Raw genomic sequence first — 19510 nt, forward strand, 5'->3', positions numbered from 1 at the left:
CCCTAGTCCTTGTGCGGCGCATCGTCCGCGATGTCGTAATAGTCGCCCTTGTCGGCGACAAAGATGTGCTTGGTCAGGCGCAGACCTGTGGGGCCATCGACAGAGCCCAGCGAAAAGCTGATCGTGTCCTCGTCATTGGCCTTCCAGAACAGGAACGCGCCGCAGCGGGCGCAAAAGCCGCGTTTGGCGCTGTCGCTGGCGGCAAACCAGCTGACCGGGCCGGTGATGGTCAGGTCCGTCTCGGGCACAAAGGCCGAGGACCAGACGCCACCCGATTGCCGTCGGCACTGGCCGCAATGGCACATCGAGGCGCCCTGCGGCGCGGCTTCGGTCGCGTAGCGGATATCGCCGCACAGGCAGGAACCTTTGATCATGCTCTAACCCCTTGTTGCGGGTGCGCTGCTGGTGCCCAGCAACACGCCATAGATGATGAAACAGAGCGCCATGGCCCGGCGCAGCCAGGTGCTGAACACCGCGCCCAGCGCCGCGCGGCCCATGAGGGCGCCCAAGAGCGTGAAAGTGGTGTAGCAAAGCGCGGTGATGATCAGGGCGGTGGGCATGATCACACTCATCTGCTGCCAGATCGGCACATCTGGCTGCACGAATTGCGAGAATGCGGCGAGATAGCCCGCCACGCTTTTGGGGTTGATCGTGGCAACGGCCAGCGCGTGCAGATAGACATGGCGCGCCGGGCGCACCGCCGTGGGCACGGGTTTCGCCGCATTGCGCCAGCCCCGGATGCCCAGCCAGATCAGGAACCCGGCGCCTGCGAGCTTGGCCACCAGAAACAGGCTGGGCGAGGCGGTGATCAGCGCCGTCACCCCCAGGGCCGAGAGCAGCAGAAAGGCACTCGCCTGGGTCAGGATCGCCAGCACCCCCAAGAGCGCCTTGCCAAAGGGCAGGCTCATCCCGTTCGAAATGCAGTTGACCGCGTTCGGCCCCGGCGTGGCGGTGAACAGGATCCAGAACAGCGCGAAGATGGTCCAGGCTTCGAAACTCATGACCGCGCCCTCAATAGACCGGTGGCGCGATCACCCAGACGGCCACGGCGGGCTCGTCATGGGGGTTGGCCCATTGATAGGGTTCGTGGCGGATGCGGAAACTGTCACCCGGCCCGACCGAGAACTGACGGCCGCCGATGGTCAGCTCCAGCCGCCCCGACAGCATGTAGCCCACCTCTTGCGTCGGGCGGTTGGCCGGGGTCTGCATCCGCGAATGCGGGGCAAAGGTGGAATGCACCATCTCGAAATCGTCGGTCAGGTCCGGCGACAAGAGTTCTTCGATCAGTCCCTCCTCGCCCGAGCCCATCGGGCGCCGCGCGCCTGCCCGCACCACATAACCCTGTTCCTCGGCCGGGGCGGCGGCATGGGCAAAGAGCATCGACATCGGCACGCCCAGGCAACCCGCGATCTGGCGCAGATCGGAAATCGAGGGTTCGGACATGTCGCGCTCCACCTGGCTGAGCCAGCCGACCGAGCGCCCCAGCCGCGTCGCGATCTCGCTGAGCGTCAGCCCGCGCGCCTTGCGCAGGGCGCGCAGATCGGCGCCAAGCGTCGCGCTGGACGGGGCTTGCGTATTCACCGGCGCCTCCCAAGCTTCGTGAAAAATCACTGTAGAATTTCATGATGACGTGATTCTCGTGAAAAACTCAACATAAATTTCACGAAACCCAGAAAAGGCCCTTTCACTTTGCAGCAAATACTCCGGGGGAGTCGCCGCTTGCGGCGGCGGGGGCAGAGCCCCCTTTTGCCCCGGGTCCTTGCATCTCCAACCGGGCAAACGCTAAGACCCGTCCATGTGGAACGCGATCCTCTATCTCTGGGTCCTCAACGGGCTGACGGTGGCGCTGTTTGCCTGGGACAAGCTCTGTGCGCGCTGGAACCGGGGCCGGGTGCCGGAGCATCTGCTGCTCTGGCTGTCAGCACTGGGGGGCAGCCCGGCGGCGTTGTTGTCGCGCTGGCTGTTCCAGCACAAGACCCGCAAGCAGCCCTTTGGCCGCTGGCTGTGGTCGATCGTGCTGTTTCAGATTACCGCCTTGGTGATCCTACTGGGCAAAGACCTGCTTTAGGATCGCGCCCAGCGCGGTGGCGTCTTCTTCGGTGAAGGCATCCGGCAGGTCGCTGTCGATGTCGAACACCGCAATCAGCGCGCCGGTCCGATCAAAAACCGGCAGCACCAGTTCCGACCGGGTCGAGGAGGCGCAGGCGATATGGCCGGGAAAGGCATCGACATCCGGCACCAGTTGCACCTGACCGGTCCGCGCCGCGGCCCCGCAGACGCCCTTTTCAAACGGGATGCGCAAACAGCCGTGGCCGCCCTGATAGGGGCCGATCTTGAGCACACCGGGCTCGGTCACCCGGTAGAAACCGGTCCAGTTGAACCGGTTATCCGCATGATGCACCTCGCAGGTGATCGTGGCCATCAGCGCCACCGGATCGGTCTCGCCCTCGGTCAGGGCGGCGATGGTCTTGGCGAGGGTATTGTAGTCAACGGTCATGGCGAGGCTCCGCTGGGTCTGGCGTGAAACAAGCCTATCGCGTGGCGCGCGGGCAAAGGCAAGAGGCGCGCTAGCCCAGCAGGCGGCACAGATGCGTGACTGCCGCCACGCCGCGCGACTGGCACGCGGCCTCGGACGGGGCGGGCAGGCGCCCGATCACCCGGCGGATCTGCTGGTCGCCCACCAGCAGATCGAGGTAAAGGCCCGCCGCCGCACCGGCATCGTCGAAACGCAACAGGCCCTCGTCCCGCGCCGCCTTTAGCACCTGCACGATCAGCGGCATCACGCTGTCACGCCCCGATTGCGCGATCAGCGTGCCCAGCTCGCCACTTGGGTCGGCGGCGGCGGCCCGGTTCAGCGCCACCGCCCGGTCACCCAGCAACAGAGACAGCAGGCGCGGCCCCAGCGCGGCCAGGGTATCACGGGGCGGGCGCGCGGCGGCCAGATCGGCCTCGAGCTGCGCGCGCACCTCGGCGGCGTTGCGGATCACCAGTGCCCGGAACAGGCCCTGCTTGTCGCCATACCAGCTGTAGAGCGTCTCGTTCGAGGCGCGTGCAAGCCGCGCGATCCCCTGCATCGAGGTGCCCGCATAGCCCTTTTGTTCGAGCAGGGCATAGGCCGCTTCCTCGATCTGCTGCTGGCGGTCGGCGCGGCTGTTGTCCTTCATTGCGTATCCTTTCGCTTGACCTGAACCGTAATTCAAATTACGGATACCAGCAACCGTAATCACAATTACGCATTTCAATGACACCGATTCAGGAGAATGACATGACCCAGACCGACCGCCCCAGCCTTGCCGCCCTTGTGGTGCTGATCCTGTTGCAGCTGATCATGCTGTCCGCGCTCTATGCCGGGGTGCCACCGCACCCGCCCATCGCAACGCCGCTCTTTGGCATCGGGCCGTTTATCGGCGCCTCGGTCTCGGCAGCGGTTGCAGCGATTGTGCTGGGCGATAGCCGCGCCGGGCGGGTGATGGCCCTGCTCGTCGTTTTGGGTGCGCTGGTTTCGTTCGGGCCGCAGAAATACCTCGACCCGCAGTTCCCGCTGATCTGGCCCGCCGTGATCGCGGCACAACTGGCCGCAATCACCGTGCTGGTGCGCCTGTTCCCTGCACTGTCGCGGCAAGGGGCCTGATCCGATGGACCTGATGCTTGCCGGTTTCCTGCTGACCGCCCTTGCCGCCATCACCACCCCCGGGCCGACCGTCTTGCTGGCGCTGGGCAACGGGGCGCGGGGCGGCATGCGCGGCGCGGTGCCGGGGATCATGGGCGCCGCCCTGTCGGATGTCCTGCTGATCACGGCGGCGGCGCTGGGGCTGGGGGCGGTGCTGAGTGCCTCGGCCCTGCTGTTCGGGTTGGTGAAATTGGCGGGCGTGGCCTATCTCGCCTATCTCGGGTTCCGGCTGATACGAGGGGCGGCCCGGCCCGGCGCGATGGAGAGCGCCCCGCAGGAGCGCGCCACGACGGTCTTTCGCCGCAGCTTTCTGGTCGCAGTCACCAACCCCAAGGGTTATCTGTTCTTTGCCGCCCTGTTGCCGCAGTTCATCGACCCCACCCAGCCTGCGGCGCGGCAGTATCTGGTGCTGGCGGCGCTCTTCGTGGCGACGGATCTGCTGGTGATGAGCCTTTATGCCGCTGTTGGCGCCTGTTCGCGGCACCAGGGCAGGCGCGTGGTGGGGCAGTGGTTGGGCCGGTTCTGTGGGTTGGCGATGATCGGGGTTGCCGGGTCGCTGGCCCTGATGCGCCGCGCCGAGGTCTGAGGAACGCGCCGGATCGCTCCGGCGCGTGTCCTGTCGAACGGATCAGACCCGCTCGATGGCGATGGCGGTGCCTTCGCCGCCGCCGATGCAGATCGCGGCCACGCCGCGTTTCAGCCCGCGCTTTTCCAGCGCATTGAGCAGCGTCACCATGATCCGCGCGCCCGAAGCGCCGATCGGGTGGCCCAGCGCGCAAGCGCCGCCGTTGACGTTCACCTTGTCGCGGGACAGGCCCAGTTCATGCATGAAGGCCATCGGCACCACGGCAAAGGCCTCGTTCACCTCCCACAGGTCCACATCCTCGACGCTCCAGCCGATATTGGCGAGCAGCTTCCTGGCGGCCGGAACCGGGGCGGTGGTGAACCATCCCGGCGCCTGTGCATGGCTGGCATGGCCGAGGATACGGGCGCGCACGGTCAGGCCCTGGGCGGCGGCGGCCTCGGCCGAGGCCAGCACCAGGGCTGCGGCACCGTCCGAGATCGACGAGGCATTGGCCGCGGTCACGGTGCCATCCTTGCGGAAGGCGGGTTTCAGCGTCGGGATCTTGTCGGGCCGGGCGCTTTTGGGTTGTTCGTCGGCATCGGTCACCACCTCGCCCTTGCGGGTCTTGACGGTGACGGCGGCGATCTCGCCGTCAAAGGCGCCGGACGCCTGCGCATCCAGCGCGTTTTGCAGCGAGCGCAGCGCATATTCGTCCTGCGCCTCGCGGGTGAACTGGTAATGCTCGGCGCAATCCTCGGCAAAGGTGCCCATCAGGCGGCCCTTGTCATAGGCATCCTCGAGCCCGTCGAGGAACATGTGGTCGATCACCTGGCCATGGCCGATGCGGGCGCCGCCGCGCATCTTGGGCAAGAGGTAGGGGGCATTGGTCATGCTCTCCATCCCGCCGGCGATCATGGTGTCGGTGTGGCCCAGCGCGATCTGGTCAAAGGCGATCATCGCCGCCTTCATGCCCGAGCCGCACATCTTGTTGAGCGTGGTGGCGGGCACCTCTTCGCCGAGGCCACCGGCAAAGCCTGCCTGGCGCGCGGGGGCCTGGCCCTGACCGGCGGGCAGGACGCAGCCCATCAGCACCTCGTCCACGCTGGCGGCCCCTGCCCCGGCCAGCGCGGCACGAATCGCGGCGCCGCCCAGTTCGGCGGCGCTGACGCCGTCATACATGCCCTGAAACCCGCCCATCGGTGTGCGCGCGGCACCGGCGATGACAACTTCTTTCATCCTGTCCTCCTGAGGAAAGCTCTGCGCCTGAATACCGAATGGTAAGAATTGCCGTCTACCCTCGTGCGGCGAAAAGTAGCCACCCGAGGAGGGGGAGTATGAGTCTGACCAGCACCGTATCCGGTGACACACGGATCATTGCCGTCAATGTCGAGCGGATCGACGCGGCGATGGCGATCCAGTTCAAGGAGGACATGCGCAGCGAGACCGAGGCCGGGCCAGAGCGGGTCGTGCTGGACCTGTCGCAGGTGAAATTCATCGATTCCAGCGGATTGGGTGCCATTGTCGCGGCGATGAAGCAGATGGGTGGCGAACGCCGTCTGGAACTGGCGGGCCTGACGCCGGTGGTCGACAAGGTGTTCCGGCTGACCCGCATGGATACCGTCTTTAACCTTTTCGCCACGCTCGACGAGGCGTTGACCGCGCGGCAGAAGTAATCTGTTGGGAGAATGACAGCGTGACTTTGGACACGGATCGGGCAGGGTTCCTCGTGACTTTCAGCGCCAACGATCTGGAAGCCCGAGACGGACTCTGCGCCATCGCCGGGCAATTGCGCCAGCAGGGCATTTCGGAAGAGCGGACAGGCGATGTCGAGATCGCGCTGGCCGAGGCGATCAACAACGTGGTCGAGCATGCCTATGCCGGTGTCGAGGCGGGGCAGATCCATGTCACCTGCCATCTGCGCGCCGACAGGCTGGAGATTCGCATTCACGACCGCGGCCGCCCGATGCCGGGCGGAGATCTGCCAAGCGGCGAACCAGTCGAACCCGAGGATCTGCCCGAGGGCGGTTTCGGCTGGTTTCTGATCCGGCAACTGGCCAGCGAGATCAAATACGAACGCCGCGGCGACAAGAACCTGCTGTGGCTCCGGTTCGACCTGCCGGAAAAGCCGGAGACCTGACGAAAATTTGTAAATGCCCAAGTTTGGCCGCAATTGATCCGAATTCATGCCGCAATGCGGGGGCATACAGATCCTGTAGCTGCATATGGCTTCCCTCGACGTTGCGCGTTACAGCCCCCACCCAGTGCGCAACGTCGAGGACTATATGCAAGGGGCGCACGCGCCCTGACGCATTCTCCTCCTCCGGACATCCTGCCCCGCACCGGTCCCGACCGCTGTCTGCTCTTCGGATTGGACTTTGCCCGCGCTCAGACTAGTGTCGGCGGGACCTGAAGGAGATCAAACAGATGCGCGACTTTCATCTGCCGGGCAGATCGCCGGTTTTTGCCACCAATGGCATGTGCGCCACCTCGCACCCGCTGGCAGCCCAGACCGCGATCGAAATCCTGAAACGCGGCGGCAACGCCATGGATGCGGCAATTGCGGGCGCGGTGCTGCTGGGCATTTGCGAGCCGCAGATGACCGGAATCGGTGGCGACTGTTTTGTGCTTTACAACCGGCCGGGCGAAACCAAGGTCCGCGCGATGAACGGGTCGGGCCGGGCGCCTGCGGCGGCCAGCGCCGCCGCGCTGCGGGCGCGGGGACTGGCAGCAGTGCCGCTGACCGGGCCCGAGGCGGTCACCGTCCCCGGTGCCATCGACGCCTTCTGTCATCTCTGCGCGACCGAGGGGCGCATCGGCCTCGATGCGGTGCTGGAACCCTCGATCCGCTATGCCGAGGCGGGCGTACCGGTGGCCCCGCGTGTGGCGGCGGATTGGGTCAGCGATGCCGAGGTGTTGCAGGGCGCGGCCCGGAGCTGGTTCCTGCCCGGTGGCACGATCCCGAAACCGGGGCAGATGTTTGCAGCGCCCGGGCAGGCAGAGGTGTTGCGCCGCATCGCGCGCGACGGCCGCGATGCGTTTTACACCGGCGAAGTGGCCGAAGACATGGTCGCCGCGCTGAACGCGCTGGGCGGAGTGCACACGGTCGAGGATTTCGCCGCCACCGCCTGCACCCCGACAGACCCGGTGGCAGGGTCCTATGCCGGGGTCGATCTGGTCGAGCATCCGCCCAACGGCCAGGGCGCGACCGCGATCCTGTTGCTGAACATCCTGTCGCATTTCGACATCGCCGGGATGGACCCGCTGGGGGCCGAACGTGTCCATATCGAGGCCGAGGCCGCCAAGCTGGCCTATGACGCCCGTAACCGGTTCATTGCCGATGCCGATCACACCACGCGGCTGGACCATATGCTGGCGCCGGAAACGGCGGCGCGGCTGGCGGCGCTGATCGACCCGAAACGCGCCATGGCGGCGGCGCCGCCGCTGACCGAGGCGGTGCACAAGGACACGATCTATATCACCGTGGTCGATCGCGACCGGATGGCGGTGTCGCTGATCTATTCGATCTACCACGGCTTCGGCTCGGGTATCGCGTCGGAGAAATTCGGTATCCTGATGCAGAACCGGGGCGCGGGGTTCACGCTGAAAGAGGGGCACCCGAACGAGATAGCGGGCGGCAAGCGGCCGATGCACACGATCATTCCGGGGATGCTGTGCCGCGACGGTCGTGTCGAGATGCCCTTTGGCGTGATGGGCGGTGCTTATCAGCCGACCGGGCACGCGCGCTTCACCTCGAACCTGGTGGATTTCGGGATGGATCCGCAGGCCGCCATCGACATGCCGCGCGCCTTTGCCGATGCGGATGTGTTGAAGGTTGAACGCGGCTACTCCAATGCGGTGCGGCAGGCGCTGGCCGAGATGGGCCACAAGGTGATCATCCCCGACGAACCGCTGGGCGGCGCGCAGGCGATTCGAATCGGGGCAGATGGCGTGCTGACAGCGGGCAGCGATCCGCGCAAGGACGGGTGCGCACTGGGGTACTGATAAGGTCCTGCCCGGCAGAGGGGCAGGATCAGTTCAGCTGGAAATGCAAGGGATAGGATCCATCCTGGAACGGGCCGAACATGTCGGGAATGTCAGGGTGGTCCACCGGCTCGCCGGAATAGTCCACAACGAGGTTCTGTTCGGAAACATAAGCCACGTAATAGCTTTGATCGTTCTCGGCCAGAAGATGATAGAACGGCTGATTCTTCAGCGGTCGACTTTCCTCGGGAATGGCCTGATACCATTCCTCGGTGTTGGAGAATTCCGGGTCGACATCGAAGATCACACCGCGGAACGGGTGTTTGCGATGGCGCACCACTTGCCCCAAATGATATTTGGCGTGTGTTTTCAACATTGTCTTTCAGCCCCTGAGCATTGCTTTTACCGCCAATCACCGGTCCATGTCCAACAATTGATCGAAAATTAAGGGAAACAGTCTGTGAACCTTGCCTTGACAGTGCTTGAGATCGTGGCGCCCGTGTTTCTGCTGGCCGCCGTCGGGTTCGGCTGGGTCCGGATGGGGTTCGAGTATCGCACCCAGTTCGTCACCCGGCTGGCCACCACGCTTGCCGTACCCTGTCTGATCTTTACCGCCCTGATGAAGACCGAGATTCCCGGCGGCGATCTTGTGCGGTTTACGGTGGCGGTGATCGGGGCCGTTCTGTTGTTGTCGGTGACGGTCGAGCTGGGCCTGCGCGCATTTCGCCTGGACCGCCGCACCTACCTGCCGCCGCTGGTGTTCGGCAATACCGGCAACCTCGGCCTGCCGCTGTGCATCTTTGCCTTTGGCGAGACCGGGCTGGGCTATGCCATCGTGTTCTTCTCGGTCTCGGCGCTCTGGTCGTTTTCCTACGGCATTCACGTGGTCGCCGGGCGCGGATCGCTGGCCAAGGTGGTGCGCGAGCCGATGGTCTGGTCAACGCTGCTGGGGGCGCTGTTCCTGTGGCAGGGCTGGCAGACGCCGCGATTCCTGACCAATGCGATGGAGCTGATCGGCCAGATGGCGGTGCCGCTGATGCTGATCACGCTGGGCGTGGCGATCGCGCGCATGACCACACAAAACGTCTCGCGGGCGGTTATCCTGTCGCTGGTCAAGCTGGCGCTGTGTTTCGCGCTCGGTTGGGCGGTGGCGGTGGGCATGGGCCTCGAGGGCATAGCCTTTGGCGTACTGGTGGTGCAGATCTGCGCCCCGGTCGCCGTCACCTCCTATGTGTTGGCCGAACGGTTCGAGGCCGATGCCGATACGGTGGCTGGCATGGTCATGGTCTCGACCCTGATCTCGGTTGCCGCCTTGCCGCTGGTTCTGGCCCTGGTGCTCTAGCGAATGTGATTCCATCGCGCCTCGGGATGCGTTAGAATGCAAGAAAAAAGGCAAGAGGCAGATGAGCAGATCTCTGTTTACACTGGCGGCAGTGCTGGTGCTTGGCTCGTGTGGCGGCGGGGCCAAAGCGCCGCCGAGCAATCTGGACGATGCGTGCAGCATTGCGGCGCAGCGGCCGGAATATATCAAGGCATTCAAGCAGACCGAGCGCAAATGGGGCGTTCCGGTGCATGTTCAGATGTCCACTATCTATTACGAAAGCCGCTATCGCGGCGATGCCCGCACGCCGCATCAGTTCGTGCTGGGGGTGATTCCGGTCGGGCGGCAGAGCAGTGCGTTCGGTTACAGCCAGGCGCTGGACGGCACCTGGGATCAGTACCGCAAGGAAACCGGGCGGCGCAGCGCCAAGCGCGACCGGATCAAGGATGCCTCGGATTTCATCGGCTGGTACATGAACAAGACGCGCGAGAAAAATGGCATCGCGCTCACCGACGCGCGCAACCAGTACCTGGCCTATCACGAGGGCCATGCCGGGTATGCACGCGGCTCGCACAAGGCGAAGTCGTGGCTGCTGCGGGTCTCGGATCAGGTGGCCGCGCGCGCCGACATGTATGGCTCTCAGCTGGCGAGTTGTCGCCGGTTCCGGAACTGAGCGCGGCGGTCAGCGGCTGGCGGAGACGCCGGGCTGGCCGTCGATGAACAGGTTCTGGTTCAGGCTGTTGCCCTTGGTCAGCAGGCCGAGGATCACCGTGGTGCGCGATCCGGCGCCATCATGGATCACCCATTTGCGCAGTTCCACCGGATCACCAGTAAAGCTGAGGTCGATACGCCCGTAATCGGGGTTCTCGGGGTCCTGTGCGGTGACCACGGTGGCGGTACCGTCAAAGGCATGGCCCACCACCATATTGGCGCGGTCCAGATCCACCGTCCGCGCCAGCACGATGGACAGCGGCGTACGGTTCAACGGGTATTGCTCGGGCGGCTGATTCGACTTGGGGTCGTGGATGATCACGGTGCCGCCCTTGGCCAGCACCACCGACTGGTCGGGCGGGTCGTATTCGAACCGCATCCGGCCGGGCCGTTGCAGCCACAGCTTGCCGGTGCTGAGCGAGCCGTCGTCGTTGATCTGGGTAAAGGTGGTCTGAACGGTTTTCAGGCCGTTCAGGTAATCCGATATCTCGGCCAGGGGCAGCTTGTCCGCCGCCCAGGCCGCCGGCGCGACCAGGGTCAGCGCAAGTGCGATTGCAATCCGTTTCATGTCACCCCAGATAAGCATTCGCCGGGCGCGGCGAAAGATCATCCCTGTTCCGGTACCAGGATTTCGCGTTTGCCCACATGATTGGCCTGTGAAACAACGCCTTCGTCCTCCATCTGTTCGACCAGCCGAGCGGCCTTGTTATAGCCGATGGCAAGTTTCCGCTGAATGTAGGAGGTCGAGCATTTGCGGTCCTTGATCACGATGGCCACGGCGGCGTCATAAAGCGCGTCCTCGCCATCGGTGTTGCCGCCGGTGTTCAGCCCCAGCACGGCGTCGATATTGTCGGCCTTGTCCTCGTCCGGGCCTTCGACCACGCCGCCGATATAGTCGGGCGGGCCGAACTGTTTCAGGTGGTTGACGATTTCCTCGACCTCTTCGTCGCTGACAAAGGGGCCGTGGCAGCGGGTGATCTTGGCCCCGCCCGCCATGTAGAGCATGTCGCCCTGCCCCAGCAGCTGTTCGGCGCCCATCTCGCCCAGGATGGTGCGGCTGTCGATCTTTGACGTCACCTGGAAGGAGATCCGGGTGGGGAAGTTGGCCTTGATCGTGCCGGTGATCACGTCGACCGAGGGGCGCTGGGTGGCCATGATCAGGTGAATGCCCGAGGCGCGCGCCATCTGGGCCAGACGCTGGATACAAGCCTCGATCTCCTTGCCCGCGACCATCATCAGGTCGGCCATCTCGTCGACGATGACGACGATATAGGGCAGCGGGATGGGCTGGAATTCCTCGGTCTCGAACACGGGTTCGCCGGTCTCGTCGTCAAAGCCGGTCTGCACCGTGCGGCTGAACATCTCGCCCTTGGCCAGTGCCTCGCGGACGCGGCCGTTGAAGCCCTCGATGTTGCGGACGCCCATCTTGGACATCTTGCGATAGCGGTCCTCCATCTCGCCCACCACCCATTTCAGGGCGACGACGGCCTTTTTCGGGTCGGTCACCACGGGGGAGAGGAGATGAGGGATACCGTCATAGACAGAAAGTTCCAGCATCTTGGGGTCGATCATGATCAGCCGGCATTCGGCGGGCGTCAGCTTGTAAAGCAGTGACAGGATCATGGTGTTGATCGCCACCGACTTACCCGAACCTGTGGTGCCGGCGATCAGCAGGTGGGGCATCTTGGCAAGGTTCGCCACGACCGAGTCGCCACCGATATCCTTGCCCAGCGCCAAGGGCAGGCTCATGTTGCTGTCGCCGAAATCGCGGGAGGCGAGGATTTCGCGCAGCACCACCTTTTCGCGGTGCTCGTTGGGCAGTTCGATACCGATGACCGAGCGGCCCGGCACGGTCGAGACCCGTGCCGAAAGTGCCGACATCGACCGCGCGATATCGTCGGCCAGACCGATCACCCGGCTGGCCTTGAGGCCCGGCGCCGGTTCCAGCTCGTACATGGTGACAACGGGGCCGGGACGGACCGAGACGATCTCGCCCTTAACCCCATAATCGTCCAGCACGTTTTCCAGCATGCGCGCGTTTTCTTCGAGCGCCTCGTCGCTGAGGTGGTGGCGCTGGATGCTGGTCGGGCTGGTCAGCAGGCTGAGCGGCGGCAGTTCAAAGGCCGTGGCACGGTCGTCAAAGGCCAGCGCAGGTTGCGCCTCGGCCTGGGCGCGGCGCGAGGGCGCGAAATTGCGGCGCAGCGGCTGTTCCACCACCGCCTTGCGCGGCTGCGCGGCGGGGATATTGGCCATCGGCTGCGGCGCGGGTTGGCGCGGCTGGGGCTGTGCCTGTGGCAAGGGTTCCGAGGGGACGTGATCGGCCGGTTCGAAGGCGTCGAAGGGGTCGGTCACCTCGTCCTCGACCCATTCGGGCATCAGGACCGGTTCGACATGTCGGGGGGGATGGATCGGCGTGGGCGCGACGTGCGCCTGCGGTGCAGCTGGTGCAGTGCGCGCCTGCGGTGCGACAGGTTCAGTGCGAACCTGCGGTGCAACTGGTGCGGCGCGAACCTGTGGTTCGACGGGCGCGGCGCGCGGCTGCGGCACCGCCGGTCCAAGCGACGGGGACCGCGCCGCCGCCTGTGTCGCGGGTTGCGGCTCGGGTTGCGGCGCGCGCGCGGTGATCGGCGGTTCGGCTGGAAGGCTGCCGTGGCGGTTGGTGTTGAGGACGAGCGGGTCCGGGCCGCGCCCCCGCCCCTTGGTCAGCGGGCGGGCCGGATCGGGCGCGGGCGCAACGACGCCGGTCGCCTCCTTGCGGCTGCGCACGGCGGCGGCAATCTTGGACTGGATACGGTCGGCGCCGGGCATGGTGTCGTATCCCTTGACCGGCACGGGTTCGACCAGCTCGGGTTGCGGCATCGGTTCCGGCCGACGGATCAGCGTCGGCATGCGGGCCAGCAGCGAGGGTTTCTGAACCGCGGCCGGGGGTGGCGGCAGGTCTTCGACCAGCTCTTCCTCCTCGGGGTAGTCCTGTACGGCGAGCGCGGCGGCTTCCTGAGCGGCCAGCCGCGCGGTTGCGCGGCGCTCCGAGCGGGTTTCCTTGTAGCTTCGCGCGGCGCTGAGCGAGGCGGTCGCGCTGCGGCCCAGCAGGGTCATCAGCCCGCCATACATCAGGATAAGCCCCACCAGGACGCGACGGGCGCCCTGCTTGACCTCGGGCCAGGTGAAGCCCAGCACGAAGACGCCAAGCGTCAGCATTACCGCCGCCATGGCCAGCGAGGTCAGCTTGACCATGAGATGTGATCCGACCGGTACCAGCGTAAGCATCGCGCCCATCACCGTGTCACCGAACAGGCCGCCCAAGCCAAAGCTGTGGGTGGCGCGCCATTCCGGGCCAGGAACCAGGGTGGCAGCATAAATCGACACGACAGCGATCCAGATCGGCATGAAGATCAGGCGGGCAACGGCGCGATCCTCGCCCCGGTGCACGGCAAAGCGCATGCCCCACGCGATCAGCACCAGCGGCAGGCCCCAGCTACCCCAGCCGACGATCATGAAGAGAGGCGCGGCAATCGACGCGCCGAAACGGCCGGTCCAGTTTTGCACCGGCGCCTCGGTTGAGACCATCCAGTTCGGATCATCCGGCGTGTAGGAGCCGACCATCGCGGCCGCGGCCAGACCCAGAACGATCAGCGCGATGCCCAGCAACTCTTTCCCGCGCCGCTCGATCGCGGCTTGCAGGTTGCTGTCCAGAAGCGGATCCCGACTGCGTGCGTTGTATGATGCCATGCTACCCTCGAACCTCAGCCATAGATGCAGTCGCGCAGCTTGATCAGCCCGCGCTGCAATTCTTCTTTTGGGGCCACCATTGCGACCCTTATGTAATTCTCGCCCGGGTTCTGCCCCGGTTTACCCTGTGCCAGATAGGCGCCGGGCAGAACCCGGACGCCGGTTTCGCGCCAGACCTTGAGCGCCGCCGCCTCGCCATCGTCGACCGGCAGCCAGAGGAAGAACCCCGCCTCGGGCGGCATGTAGCCCTGCACCCCGGCAAAGACCTGATCTGCGACTGTGTATTTGGCCTGGTAGAGCGCGCGGTTCTCCTCGACATGCGCCTCGTCGGCCCAGACTCGCGCGGCGGCGGCCTGGAGCGGGCCAGGCAGCGGGGCGCCGGAATAGTTGCGCAACTGCTTGACATGTTTCAGCGTTTCCGGCCCGCCCGCGATCACGCCCGAGCGCAGACCGGCAAGGTTCGAGCGTTTCGACAGCGAGTTGAACAGCACCACGCGTTCGGGATGCGCGCCCATGTCGCGCGCCACACTCAGCGCTCCGACCGGCGCGGCATCGCGGTAGATCTCGGAATAGCATTCATCGGCGAAGATGCGGAAATCGTATTGTTCGGCCAGACCGATCAGCTCGGCCCAGTAATCGCGGCTGGCCACCGCGCCCTGCGGATTGGCGGGCGAGCAGATATAGGCGACGGCGGTGCGGTTCAGCACCTCGGCGGGCAGGCTGGCGTAATCGGGCAGATGGCCGGTGGCGGCGGTTGCGGGCACGAAATGCGGCTCGGCGCCCACCGAAATCGCGGCGACCATATAGACCTGATAGAACGGGTTCGGACACAGCACGATGGGCCGCTGGCCGTTCTTCTGCTCGGGGCAGAGCGCCATGGCGGCGTTATAGAGCCCCTCGCGGGTGCCATTCAGGGCCATCACGTTCTGTTCGGGGTCGAGCGTCACGCCATAGCGGCGCGCGATCCAGTCGCAGATTGCCACGCGCAGGGCGGGCGAGCCTTCGTTGGGCGGGTAGCTTTGGAACAGATGGGCGTTTTCGACGATGACGTCCGTCACCCAGGCCGGGAAATCGTGCTTGGGCTCGCCGATGGTCATATGCACGACCTCGCCGCCCGGCGCATGATGGTCGAGCAACGCGCGCAGGCGCGGGAATGCATAGGCCGGTAGGTTCGAAAACCGCTCGGGGAAATTCATCTGGTCTGCCTCGTCTCGGGATCATCGCGCCCCGTTTGAGACCAAATTACAGACGAACCCCGCTTGCGTCCAGACAAAGCGTTGCCATGGCAGGGAATTGTGACATTCAGGCCAAGGCGCGCTCGGCGGCGGCCCCGGTGCGCAGCAGCGCCTCTTCACAGTCCGGGCGCCCCATCATCATCAGGCCGCAACCCGGTGTTCCGGTGGGCAGGCTGAGCGCGCAGAGCCCCATGAGGTTACCTATGCGGGTGTTGCGCAGAGCCAGCAGGTTCTCGCTCACGTAATAGTCATGATCCTGCATCAACCGGTCACGGTCCGGCGGCATGATCGGCGCGGTGGGCGCCAGAACCGCGTCGAACCCGGCGGTGGCCACGTCCCACGCCGCGCGGGCGGCGTCGAGCCGGGCCCAGGCGGCGACATAATCCGGGGCAGAGAAATTGCGCCCGGCGCGGAAGCGTTCGAGGATCTCGGCATACATGGCGCCGGGATTGGCCTCGATCACGTCGCGCCAGAGGCCATAAGCCTCGCCGGTATAGAGCACGGGCGACAGGGTCATCGCGTCGGCCAGTTCGGGGATATGCAGCGGCACGATCTCGGCCCCGGCCTCGGACAGTTTGCGCACGGCAGTGTCAAAAGCCGTTCCGGGCGGGTCGCGCAGATTGTCAAGCGCCACGGTCTGAAGCACCGCCAGCCGCTTGCCCGACAGCGAGGCGCCGCGCAGATCGGCGGGTTTGCCGCCTTCGAGCAGGGCCAGAACCTCGGCCGCATCCTCGACCGATCGGGCCAGCGGGCCGATGGTGTCGAACTTGAGGCAGAGCGGCACCACACCTTCGAGGCTGATCCGGCCCGATGTGGTCTTGAGACCAACAAGGTCGTTCCAGGCCGACGGGATGCGCACCGAACCGCCGGTGTCCGAGCCGATGCTGGACGCAGCCAGGTCGAAGGCGACCGAGGCGGCAGCACCCGAGGAGGAGCCGCCCGGCACCCATTTCGGATCATGCACATTGGGCGGGGTCGCGGTAATCGGGTTGAGACCGAGCCCCGAGAAGGCCAGCTCGCTCATATGCGTCTTACCCAGGCAGACCGAACCTGCGGCGGTGGCGTTGCGCAGAACCAGCGCGTCGGTGTCGGGCACCCGGCCCTTGAGCAGGGCCGAGCCTGCCTCGGTTCCGGTTCCGGCGGTGTCGAACAGGTCTTTCCAGCTGATCGGCACGCCGTCCAGCAGCGACCGGCGCTGGCCCTGTTTGGCGCGTTTGGCGGCGGCCTGCGCTTCGGCCTGGGCGCGGGTATGTGTGACGCGGGCATAGATCGCGTCACGCTGCGGATGCGCGTCGATGGCATCGAGATAACACTCGGTCAGTTCAACCGGGTCGATCCGCCCCGCGCCAATGCCGCGCCCCAGACCGCTTGCCGTCATCTTCAGCCAGTCGCCCATGTCATCCTCCCGCTGCGAGTCGTGGCGACGGTAGCGACAGGACTGCACATGGACAATCCCGTAGCGAGGCGCATATTGCGCGGCATGGAACAGAGAACCGATATTCTGATCGTGGGCGGCGGGCTGAACGGCCCGGCGTTGGCGCTGGCGCTGGCCGGAAACGGCCATTCGGTAACCATCGTCGATGCCCTGCCCGAGCCGGTGCGTGCCGATGCGGGGTTCGACGGGCGCGGCTATGCGCTGGCGCTGGCCTCGCAACGGCTGCTGGCCGCCATCGGCGTGTGGGCGCGTGTCGCGGACAATGCCCAGCCGATGCTGGAGATCAAGGTGACCGACGGTCATGCGGGCGAAGGACCGTCGCCGTTCTTCCTGCATTTCGACCATGCCGAGATCGAGGAAGGCCCGATGGGGTACATGGTCGAGGACCGGTATCTGCGGCGCGCGCTCTTGGAGGCGATGGACGCCGCACCGAGCATCACCCAGTTGAACGGCGTGTCGGTGGTGGCGCAAGAGGTCGACGCCACCGGCGTCTTGGTGACGCTGAGCGACGGGTCGACCCGGCGGGCGGCGCTGCTGGTGGGCTGCGACGGGCGCAAGAGCGGCACCGCCGCGCGCGCGGGCATCAAACGCACCGGCTGGGATTATGGCCAGACGGCGCTGGTCTGCGCCATTGCTCATGAGCTGCCGCATCACGGCATCGCGCATCAGTTCTTTATGCCGCCGGGACCGCTGGCGATCCTGCCGCTGCCGGGCAATCGCAGTTCCATCGTCTGGAGCGAACGGAGCGAGGCGGCGGCGCGTATCAACGCGCTGCCCGAGTCGGAATATCTGGAGATCCTGCGCCCGCGCTTTGGTGATTTTCTGGGCGAGATCCGGCTGGAAGGGGCGCGGTTCACCTATCCGCTGAACCTGACTGTCGCCAATGCCTTTGTCGCCGAACGGCTGGCGCTGGTGGGCGATGCGGCGCACGGGATGCACCCGATTGCCGGTCAAGGGCTGAACGCGGGCCTGCGGGATGTGGGCGCACTGGCCGAGGTGCTGACACTGGCGCGGCGGCGGGGCGAGGATATCGGCTCGCTCCTGGTGCTGGAGCGGTATCAGCAGTGGCGGCGGTTCGATACCGCCACGCTGGCGCTGGCGACCGATGTGTTCAACCGGCTGTTTTCCAACGACAATCCGATTCTGAGGGCGGGTCGCGACCTCGGCATGGGGCTGATGGGCAAACTGCCTGGCCTGCGGCGCGGGTTCGTGCGCGAGGCGGCGGGGCTGACCGGCGACTTGCCCAAGCTGATGCAGGGCCGCCCGATCTGAAACCCGGTCAGCGGGCCTGCGCGCGATAGCGCGCGGCCCATTCGGCGCTGAGCGCGTCCGAGAGGCGCGCAACCGTGGGTTTCAGACCGCGTGCCTTGGCCGGTTCCTGTCCGATATGGACCAGAATGGCGGGCAGGACCCGTTCAGGTGCCTCCGCCAGATCCTCGTAATCGAGGCGAAGCGGCACGATGCCTTGCGCGGAGAACCAGTCGGCCCAGCCCTGTTCATAGGTCTCCAGCGCCTTTACCTCGCGGTCTATCGCGTCGAAATCGTAGACCGGATCGCGATGGGGCGCGAGGCGTTCGACCTCGGTCCCGTCGGGGGCAACGTGCCAGAGCCCCGATTGCTCGGCCCGGACGCGCGAAATCGCCTGCGCCAGCTTGTCCCGGCGGCGCAGGTGCAGATAGCGCGTCGGTCCGAAGGCGGCGTCGATGCGGGCGGCGTCGGTCGGCAGACCCGGAAACAGGCGGTCGAGCGCGGCGGACATATCGCCCAGGTTCTCGCGCATCAGGCGCAGGCCGAAAACGGAGGTATCGCCACGCCCCTCGGCAATCGTGGCGGCCAGATAGGCGCTGAGGAACGCATCGGTCCCCGGGCGCAATTCTGACGGCAGGCCCCAATGTTCCGCCCACCAGTCGATGGATTGGGTGCGAAAGAAGGAATCGGGCTGACCCGCCACGCCTGTGTCGGTGAGATAGCCGCACAAAAGGGTGCTGCCGCTGCGCGGCGTGCCGCAGAGGATGTAAGCCGCGGCCGTTTCAGTCATCCAGGCGGCGGGCCTCGTCCACCAGCATCACCGGGATACCGTTGCGGATCGGAAAGGCGAGATGGGCGGACCTTGACAGCAGTTCCTGCGCCCCGGCGTCGTATTCCAGCGTGCCATGGGTCACCGGGCAGACCAGCGCTTCGAGCATGCGGCGGTCAAAGGCAGTATTTGGGTCGGTCACTGCAATTTATCCTCGTCCGGGCCGCCACGCAGGGCGAATTCGATCAGGGTCACCAGCGTTTCGCGCCGGGTCTTGAGGCAGGGCGCCTCAAGCAGGGCCTGTTTGTCCTCGGGCGTGAAGTCAAGCAGCATCGACAGCGAGTTTACCAAAAGCTCGTCATCGGCCTGACACAGGGTTTCCCAGTCGGTCGCCAGATCGCGGGCCGAGAAATAGCGCTTGAGCAGGCGCAGGAATGGATCGCGGGCAAAGCGCGCGTCGGCCTCGCATTCGCGTTCCAGATCGCGGTCGAACCCTTTCCAGCAGACGTTGCAGCGGCGGTAGGGCGTAAAACCCTCGACCTCGGACTTGACCCGGAACCGGGAGATGCCGGTGAGCGTGATCATATAGCGCCCGTCCTCGGTTTCCGAGAACTGGGTCACCCGTCCGGCACAGCCGATCTGGTGCAGCTTGCCGCCGTCGCTGCGGCAGGGGTTCGGCTGAACCATCCCAATCAGGCGCTGCGGTGTCTTCAGCGCATCGCTGAGCATCTGGAGATAGCGCGGTTCGAAAACATGCAACGGCAGCCGGGACCGGGGCAGCAACAGCGCCCCGGGCAGCGGAAAGACGGCCAATGTTTCGGGCAGGTCAGCGGATTGCATCATGCA

At 65.7% G+C, this 19510-nt stretch carries 23 protein-coding genes; 9 read left to right on the forward strand and 14 right to left on the reverse strand.

Annotated features, from left to right (window positions below; genetic code table 11):
* Positions 1-2 precede the first annotated feature (2 nt).
* The 3 genes from OE747_RS04640 to OE747_RS04650 are packed head-to-tail and all read right to left on the reverse strand — an operon-like array spanning position 3 to position 1581.
* A complete protein-coding gene (locus OE747_RS04640; RefSeq protein WP_263827433.1) occupies positions 3-374 on the reverse strand; it encodes a GFA family protein in 372 nt (123 codons plus the stop codon).
* 3 nt (positions 375-377) lie between these two features.
* Entirely contained in the window at positions 378-1001 is a 624-nt protein-coding gene (locus OE747_RS04645; RefSeq protein ID WP_263827434.1) for a LysE family translocator, read from the reverse strand.
* A 10-nt stretch (positions 1002-1011) separates the two neighbouring features.
* Positions 1012-1581, reverse strand: coding sequence for a helix-turn-helix domain-containing protein (locus OE747_RS04650; protein ID WP_263827435.1), 570 nt, complete (start codon positions 1579-1581; stop codon positions 1012-1014).
* A 214-nt stretch (positions 1582-1795) separates the two neighbouring features.
* On the opposite strand from OE747_RS04650, the gene OE747_RS04655 reads away from it, so the two are divergent.
* Complete coding sequence (locus OE747_RS04655; protein ID WP_263827436.1) at positions 1796-2068, forward strand: DUF1294 domain-containing protein; 273 nt, start codon at positions 1796-1798, stop codon at positions 2066-2068.
* Here OE747_RS04655 and OE747_RS04660 read toward each other — a convergent pair.
* Entirely contained in the window at positions 2045-2497 is a 453-nt protein-coding gene (locus OE747_RS04660) for a GAF domain-containing protein (RefSeq protein WP_263827437.1), read from the reverse strand. The genes OE747_RS04655 and OE747_RS04660 overlap by 24 nt on opposite strands.
* 70 nt (positions 2498-2567) lie before the next feature.
* Positions 2568-3164, reverse strand: coding sequence for a TetR/AcrR family transcriptional regulator (locus OE747_RS04665; RefSeq protein WP_263827438.1), 597 nt, complete (start codon positions 3162-3164; stop codon positions 2568-2570).
* A gap of 101 nt (positions 3165-3265) precedes the next feature.
* On the opposite strand from OE747_RS04665, the gene OE747_RS04670 reads away from it, so the two are divergent.
* Together OE747_RS04670 and OE747_RS04675 are read left to right on the forward strand one after the other, a co-directional pair.
* A complete protein-coding gene (locus OE747_RS04670; protein ID WP_263827439.1) occupies positions 3266-3631 on the forward strand; it encodes a hypothetical protein in 366 nt (121 codons plus the stop codon).
* 4 nt (positions 3632-3635) lie between these two features.
* Positions 3636-4256 (forward strand): LysE family translocator, encoded by a 621-nt coding sequence (locus tag OE747_RS04675; RefSeq protein WP_263827440.1) that lies wholly within the window; start codon positions 3636-3638, stop codon positions 4254-4256.
* Positions 4257-4298: 42 nt separating this feature from the next.
* On the opposite strand, the gene OE747_RS04680 is transcribed toward OE747_RS04675, so the two are convergent.
* Positions 4299-5471 (reverse strand): acetyl-CoA C-acyltransferase, encoded by a 1173-nt coding sequence (locus tag OE747_RS04680; protein ID WP_263827441.1) that lies wholly within the window; start codon positions 5469-5471, stop codon positions 4299-4301.
* Positions 5472-5569: 98 nt separating this feature from the next.
* Here OE747_RS04680 and OE747_RS04685 point away from each other — a divergent pair, with 98 nt between their 5' ends.
* From OE747_RS04685 to OE747_RS04695, 3 genes are all read left to right on the forward strand, one after another.
* On the forward strand, positions 5570-5908 hold the full coding sequence (locus OE747_RS04685) for an STAS domain-containing protein (RefSeq protein WP_263827442.1): 339 nt from the start codon (positions 5570-5572) through the stop codon (positions 5906-5908).
* A 20-nt stretch (positions 5909-5928) separates the two neighbouring features.
* Positions 5929-6372: an ATP-binding protein gene (locus OE747_RS04690; protein WP_263827443.1), complete on the forward strand. Its 444-nt coding sequence runs from the start codon at positions 5929-5931 to the stop codon at positions 6370-6372.
* Between the two features lie 287 nt (positions 6373-6659).
* Entirely contained in the window at positions 6660-8237 is a 1578-nt protein-coding gene (locus OE747_RS04695) for a gamma-glutamyltransferase family protein (RefSeq protein ID WP_263827444.1), read from the forward strand.
* A 28-nt stretch (positions 8238-8265) separates the two neighbouring features.
* Here the strand turns inward: OE747_RS04695 and hspQ are convergent, their stop codons facing one another.
* Positions 8266-8592, reverse strand: a complete 327-nt coding sequence (gene hspQ, locus OE747_RS04700) for a heat shock protein HspQ (RefSeq protein ID WP_263827445.1) — start codon at positions 8590-8592, stop codon at positions 8266-8268.
* A gap of 84 nt (positions 8593-8676) precedes the next feature.
* Between hspQ and OE747_RS04705 the strand changes: the two genes are divergently transcribed.
* Together OE747_RS04705 and OE747_RS04710 are read left to right on the forward strand one after the other, a co-directional pair.
* Positions 8677-9558, forward strand: a complete 882-nt coding sequence (locus tag OE747_RS04705; RefSeq protein ID WP_263827446.1) for an AEC family transporter — start codon at positions 8677-8679, stop codon at positions 9556-9558.
* A 61-nt stretch (positions 9559-9619) separates the two neighbouring features.
* Positions 9620-10210 (forward strand): transglycosylase SLT domain-containing protein, encoded by a 591-nt coding sequence (locus OE747_RS04710; RefSeq protein WP_263827447.1) that lies wholly within the window; start codon positions 9620-9622, stop codon positions 10208-10210.
* Positions 10211-10219: 9 nt separating this feature from the next.
* Here OE747_RS04710 and OE747_RS04715 read toward each other — a convergent pair whose 3' ends face one another.
* From OE747_RS04715 to OE747_RS04730, 4 genes are all read right to left on the reverse strand, one after another.
* Entirely contained in the window at positions 10220-10816 is a 597-nt protein-coding gene (locus OE747_RS04715; RefSeq protein ID WP_263827448.1) for a LolA family protein, read from the reverse strand.
* Between the two features lie 38 nt (positions 10817-10854).
* Positions 10855-13977 (reverse strand): DNA translocase FtsK, encoded by a 3123-nt coding sequence (locus tag OE747_RS04720; RefSeq protein ID WP_263827449.1) that lies wholly within the window; start codon positions 13975-13977, stop codon positions 10855-10857.
* 14 nt (positions 13978-13991) lie between these two features.
* Positions 13992-15173, reverse strand: a complete 1182-nt coding sequence (locus tag OE747_RS04725) for an aminotransferase class I/II-fold pyridoxal phosphate-dependent enzyme (RefSeq protein ID WP_263827450.1) — start codon at positions 15171-15173, stop codon at positions 13992-13994.
* Positions 15174-15279: 106 nt separating this feature from the next.
* Positions 15280-16608 carry an amidase gene (locus OE747_RS04730; protein WP_263827451.1) on the reverse strand — a complete coding sequence of 443 codons (1329 nt, stop codon included), beginning with the start codon at positions 16606-16608 and terminating at the stop codon, positions 15280-15282.
* An 84-nt stretch (positions 16609-16692) separates the two neighbouring features.
* Between OE747_RS04730 and OE747_RS04735 the strand changes: the two genes are divergently transcribed.
* Positions 16693-17919, forward strand: coding sequence for an FAD-dependent monooxygenase (locus OE747_RS04735; protein ID WP_263827452.1), 1227 nt, complete (start codon positions 16693-16695; stop codon positions 17917-17919).
* 7 nt (positions 17920-17926) lie between these two features.
* Here the strand turns inward: OE747_RS04735 and OE747_RS04740 are convergent, their stop codons facing one another.
* The 3 genes from OE747_RS04740 to OE747_RS04750 are packed head-to-tail and all read right to left on the reverse strand — an operon-like array spanning position 17927 to position 19507.
* On the reverse strand, positions 17927-18685 hold the full coding sequence (locus OE747_RS04740; RefSeq protein ID WP_263827453.1) for a Stf0 sulfotransferase family protein: 759 nt from the start codon (positions 18683-18685) through the stop codon (positions 17927-17929).
* The gene (locus tag OE747_RS04745) at positions 18678-18833 is read right to left on the reverse strand and encodes a Trm112 family protein (RefSeq protein WP_404818295.1); all 156 of its coding nucleotides are present in this window, start codon (positions 18831-18833) and stop codon (positions 18678-18680) included. The genes OE747_RS04740 and OE747_RS04745 overlap by 8 nt, the downstream gene beginning before the upstream one ends.
* A 29-nt stretch (positions 18834-18862) precedes the next feature.
* Positions 18863-19507 (reverse strand): LON peptidase substrate-binding domain-containing protein, encoded by a 645-nt coding sequence (locus OE747_RS04750; protein ID WP_263827455.1) that lies wholly within the window; start codon positions 19505-19507, stop codon positions 18863-18865.
* Between the last annotated feature and the right edge of the window lie 3 nt (positions 19508-19510).

The organism is Ruegeria aquimaris, assembly GCF_025751555.1.
Taxonomy (GTDB): Bacteria; Pseudomonadota; Alphaproteobacteria; order Rhodobacterales; family Rhodobacteraceae; genus Ruegeria_B; species Ruegeria_B aquimaris.

What these genes read in the sequence shown, in the direction of transcription:
- OE747_RS04685 (WP_263827442.1), top strand. Translation starts at nt 5,570, where the DNA reads ATGAGTCTGACCAGCACCGTATCCGGTGACACACGGATCATTGCCGTC.
- OE747_RS04680 (WP_263827441.1), bottom strand. Translation starts at nt 5,471, where the DNA reads ATGAAAGAAGTTGTCATCGCCGGTGCCGCGCGCACACCGATGGGCGGG.
- hspQ (WP_263827445.1), bottom strand. Translation starts at nt 8,592, where the DNA reads ATGTTGAAAACACACGCCAAATATCATTTGGGGCAAGTGGTGCGCCAT.
- OE747_RS04670 (WP_263827439.1), top strand. Translation starts at nt 3,266, where the DNA reads ATGACCCAGACCGACCGCCCCAGCCTTGCCGCCCTTGTGGTGCTGATC.
- OE747_RS04715 (WP_263827448.1), bottom strand. Translation starts at nt 10,816, where the DNA reads ATGAAACGGATTGCAATCGCACTTGCGCTGACCCTGGTCGCGCCGGCG.
- OE747_RS04735 (WP_263827452.1), top strand. Translation starts at nt 16,693, where the DNA reads ATGGAACAGAGAACCGATATTCTGATCGTGGGCGGCGGGCTGAACGGC.
- OE747_RS04645 (WP_263827434.1), bottom strand. Translation starts at nt 1,001, where the DNA reads ATGAGTTTCGAAGCCTGGACCATCTTCGCGCTGTTCTGGATCCTGTTC.
- OE747_RS04750 (WP_263827455.1), bottom strand. Translation starts at nt 19,507, where the DNA reads ATGATGCAATCCGCTGACCTGCCCGAAACATTGGCCGTCTTTCCGCTG.
- OE747_RS04720 (WP_263827449.1), bottom strand. Translation starts at nt 13,977, where the DNA reads ATGGCATCATACAACGCACGCAGTCGGGATCCGCTTCTGGACAGCAAC.
- OE747_RS04730 (WP_263827451.1), bottom strand. Translation starts at nt 16,608, where the DNA reads ATGGGCGACTGGCTGAAGATGACGGCAAGCGGTCTGGGGCGCGGCATT.
- OE747_RS04710 (WP_263827447.1), top strand. Translation starts at nt 9,620, where the DNA reads ATGAGCAGATCTCTGTTTACACTGGCGGCAGTGCTGGTGCTTGGCTCG.
- OE747_RS04665 (WP_263827438.1), bottom strand. Translation starts at nt 3,164, where the DNA reads ATGAAGGACAACAGCCGCGCCGACCGCCAGCAGCAGATCGAGGAAGCG.
- OE747_RS04725 (WP_263827450.1), bottom strand. Translation starts at nt 15,173, where the DNA reads ATGAATTTCCCCGAGCGGTTTTCGAACCTACCGGCCTATGCATTCCCG.
- OE747_RS04655 (WP_263827436.1), top strand. Translation starts at nt 1,796, where the DNA reads ATGTGGAACGCGATCCTCTATCTCTGGGTCCTCAACGGGCTGACGGTG.
- OE747_RS04740 (WP_263827453.1), bottom strand. Translation starts at nt 18,685, where the DNA reads ATGACTGAAACGGCCGCGGCTTACATCCTCTGCGGCACGCCGCGCAGC.
- OE747_RS04675 (WP_263827440.1), top strand. Translation starts at nt 3,636, where the DNA reads ATGGACCTGATGCTTGCCGGTTTCCTGCTGACCGCCCTTGCCGCCATC.
- OE747_RS04745 (WP_404818295.1), bottom strand. Translation starts at nt 18,833, where the DNA reads ATGCTCGAAGCGCTGGTCTGCCCGGTGACCCATGGCACGCTGGAATAC.
- OE747_RS04660 (WP_263827437.1), bottom strand. Translation starts at nt 2,497, where the DNA reads ATGACCGTTGACTACAATACCCTCGCCAAGACCATCGCCGCCCTGACC.
- OE747_RS04640 (WP_263827433.1), bottom strand. Translation starts at nt 374, where the DNA reads ATGATCAAAGGTTCCTGCCTGTGCGGCGATATCCGCTACGCGACCGAA.
- OE747_RS04695 (WP_263827444.1), top strand. Translation starts at nt 6,660, where the DNA reads ATGCGCGACTTTCATCTGCCGGGCAGATCGCCGGTTTTTGCCACCAAT.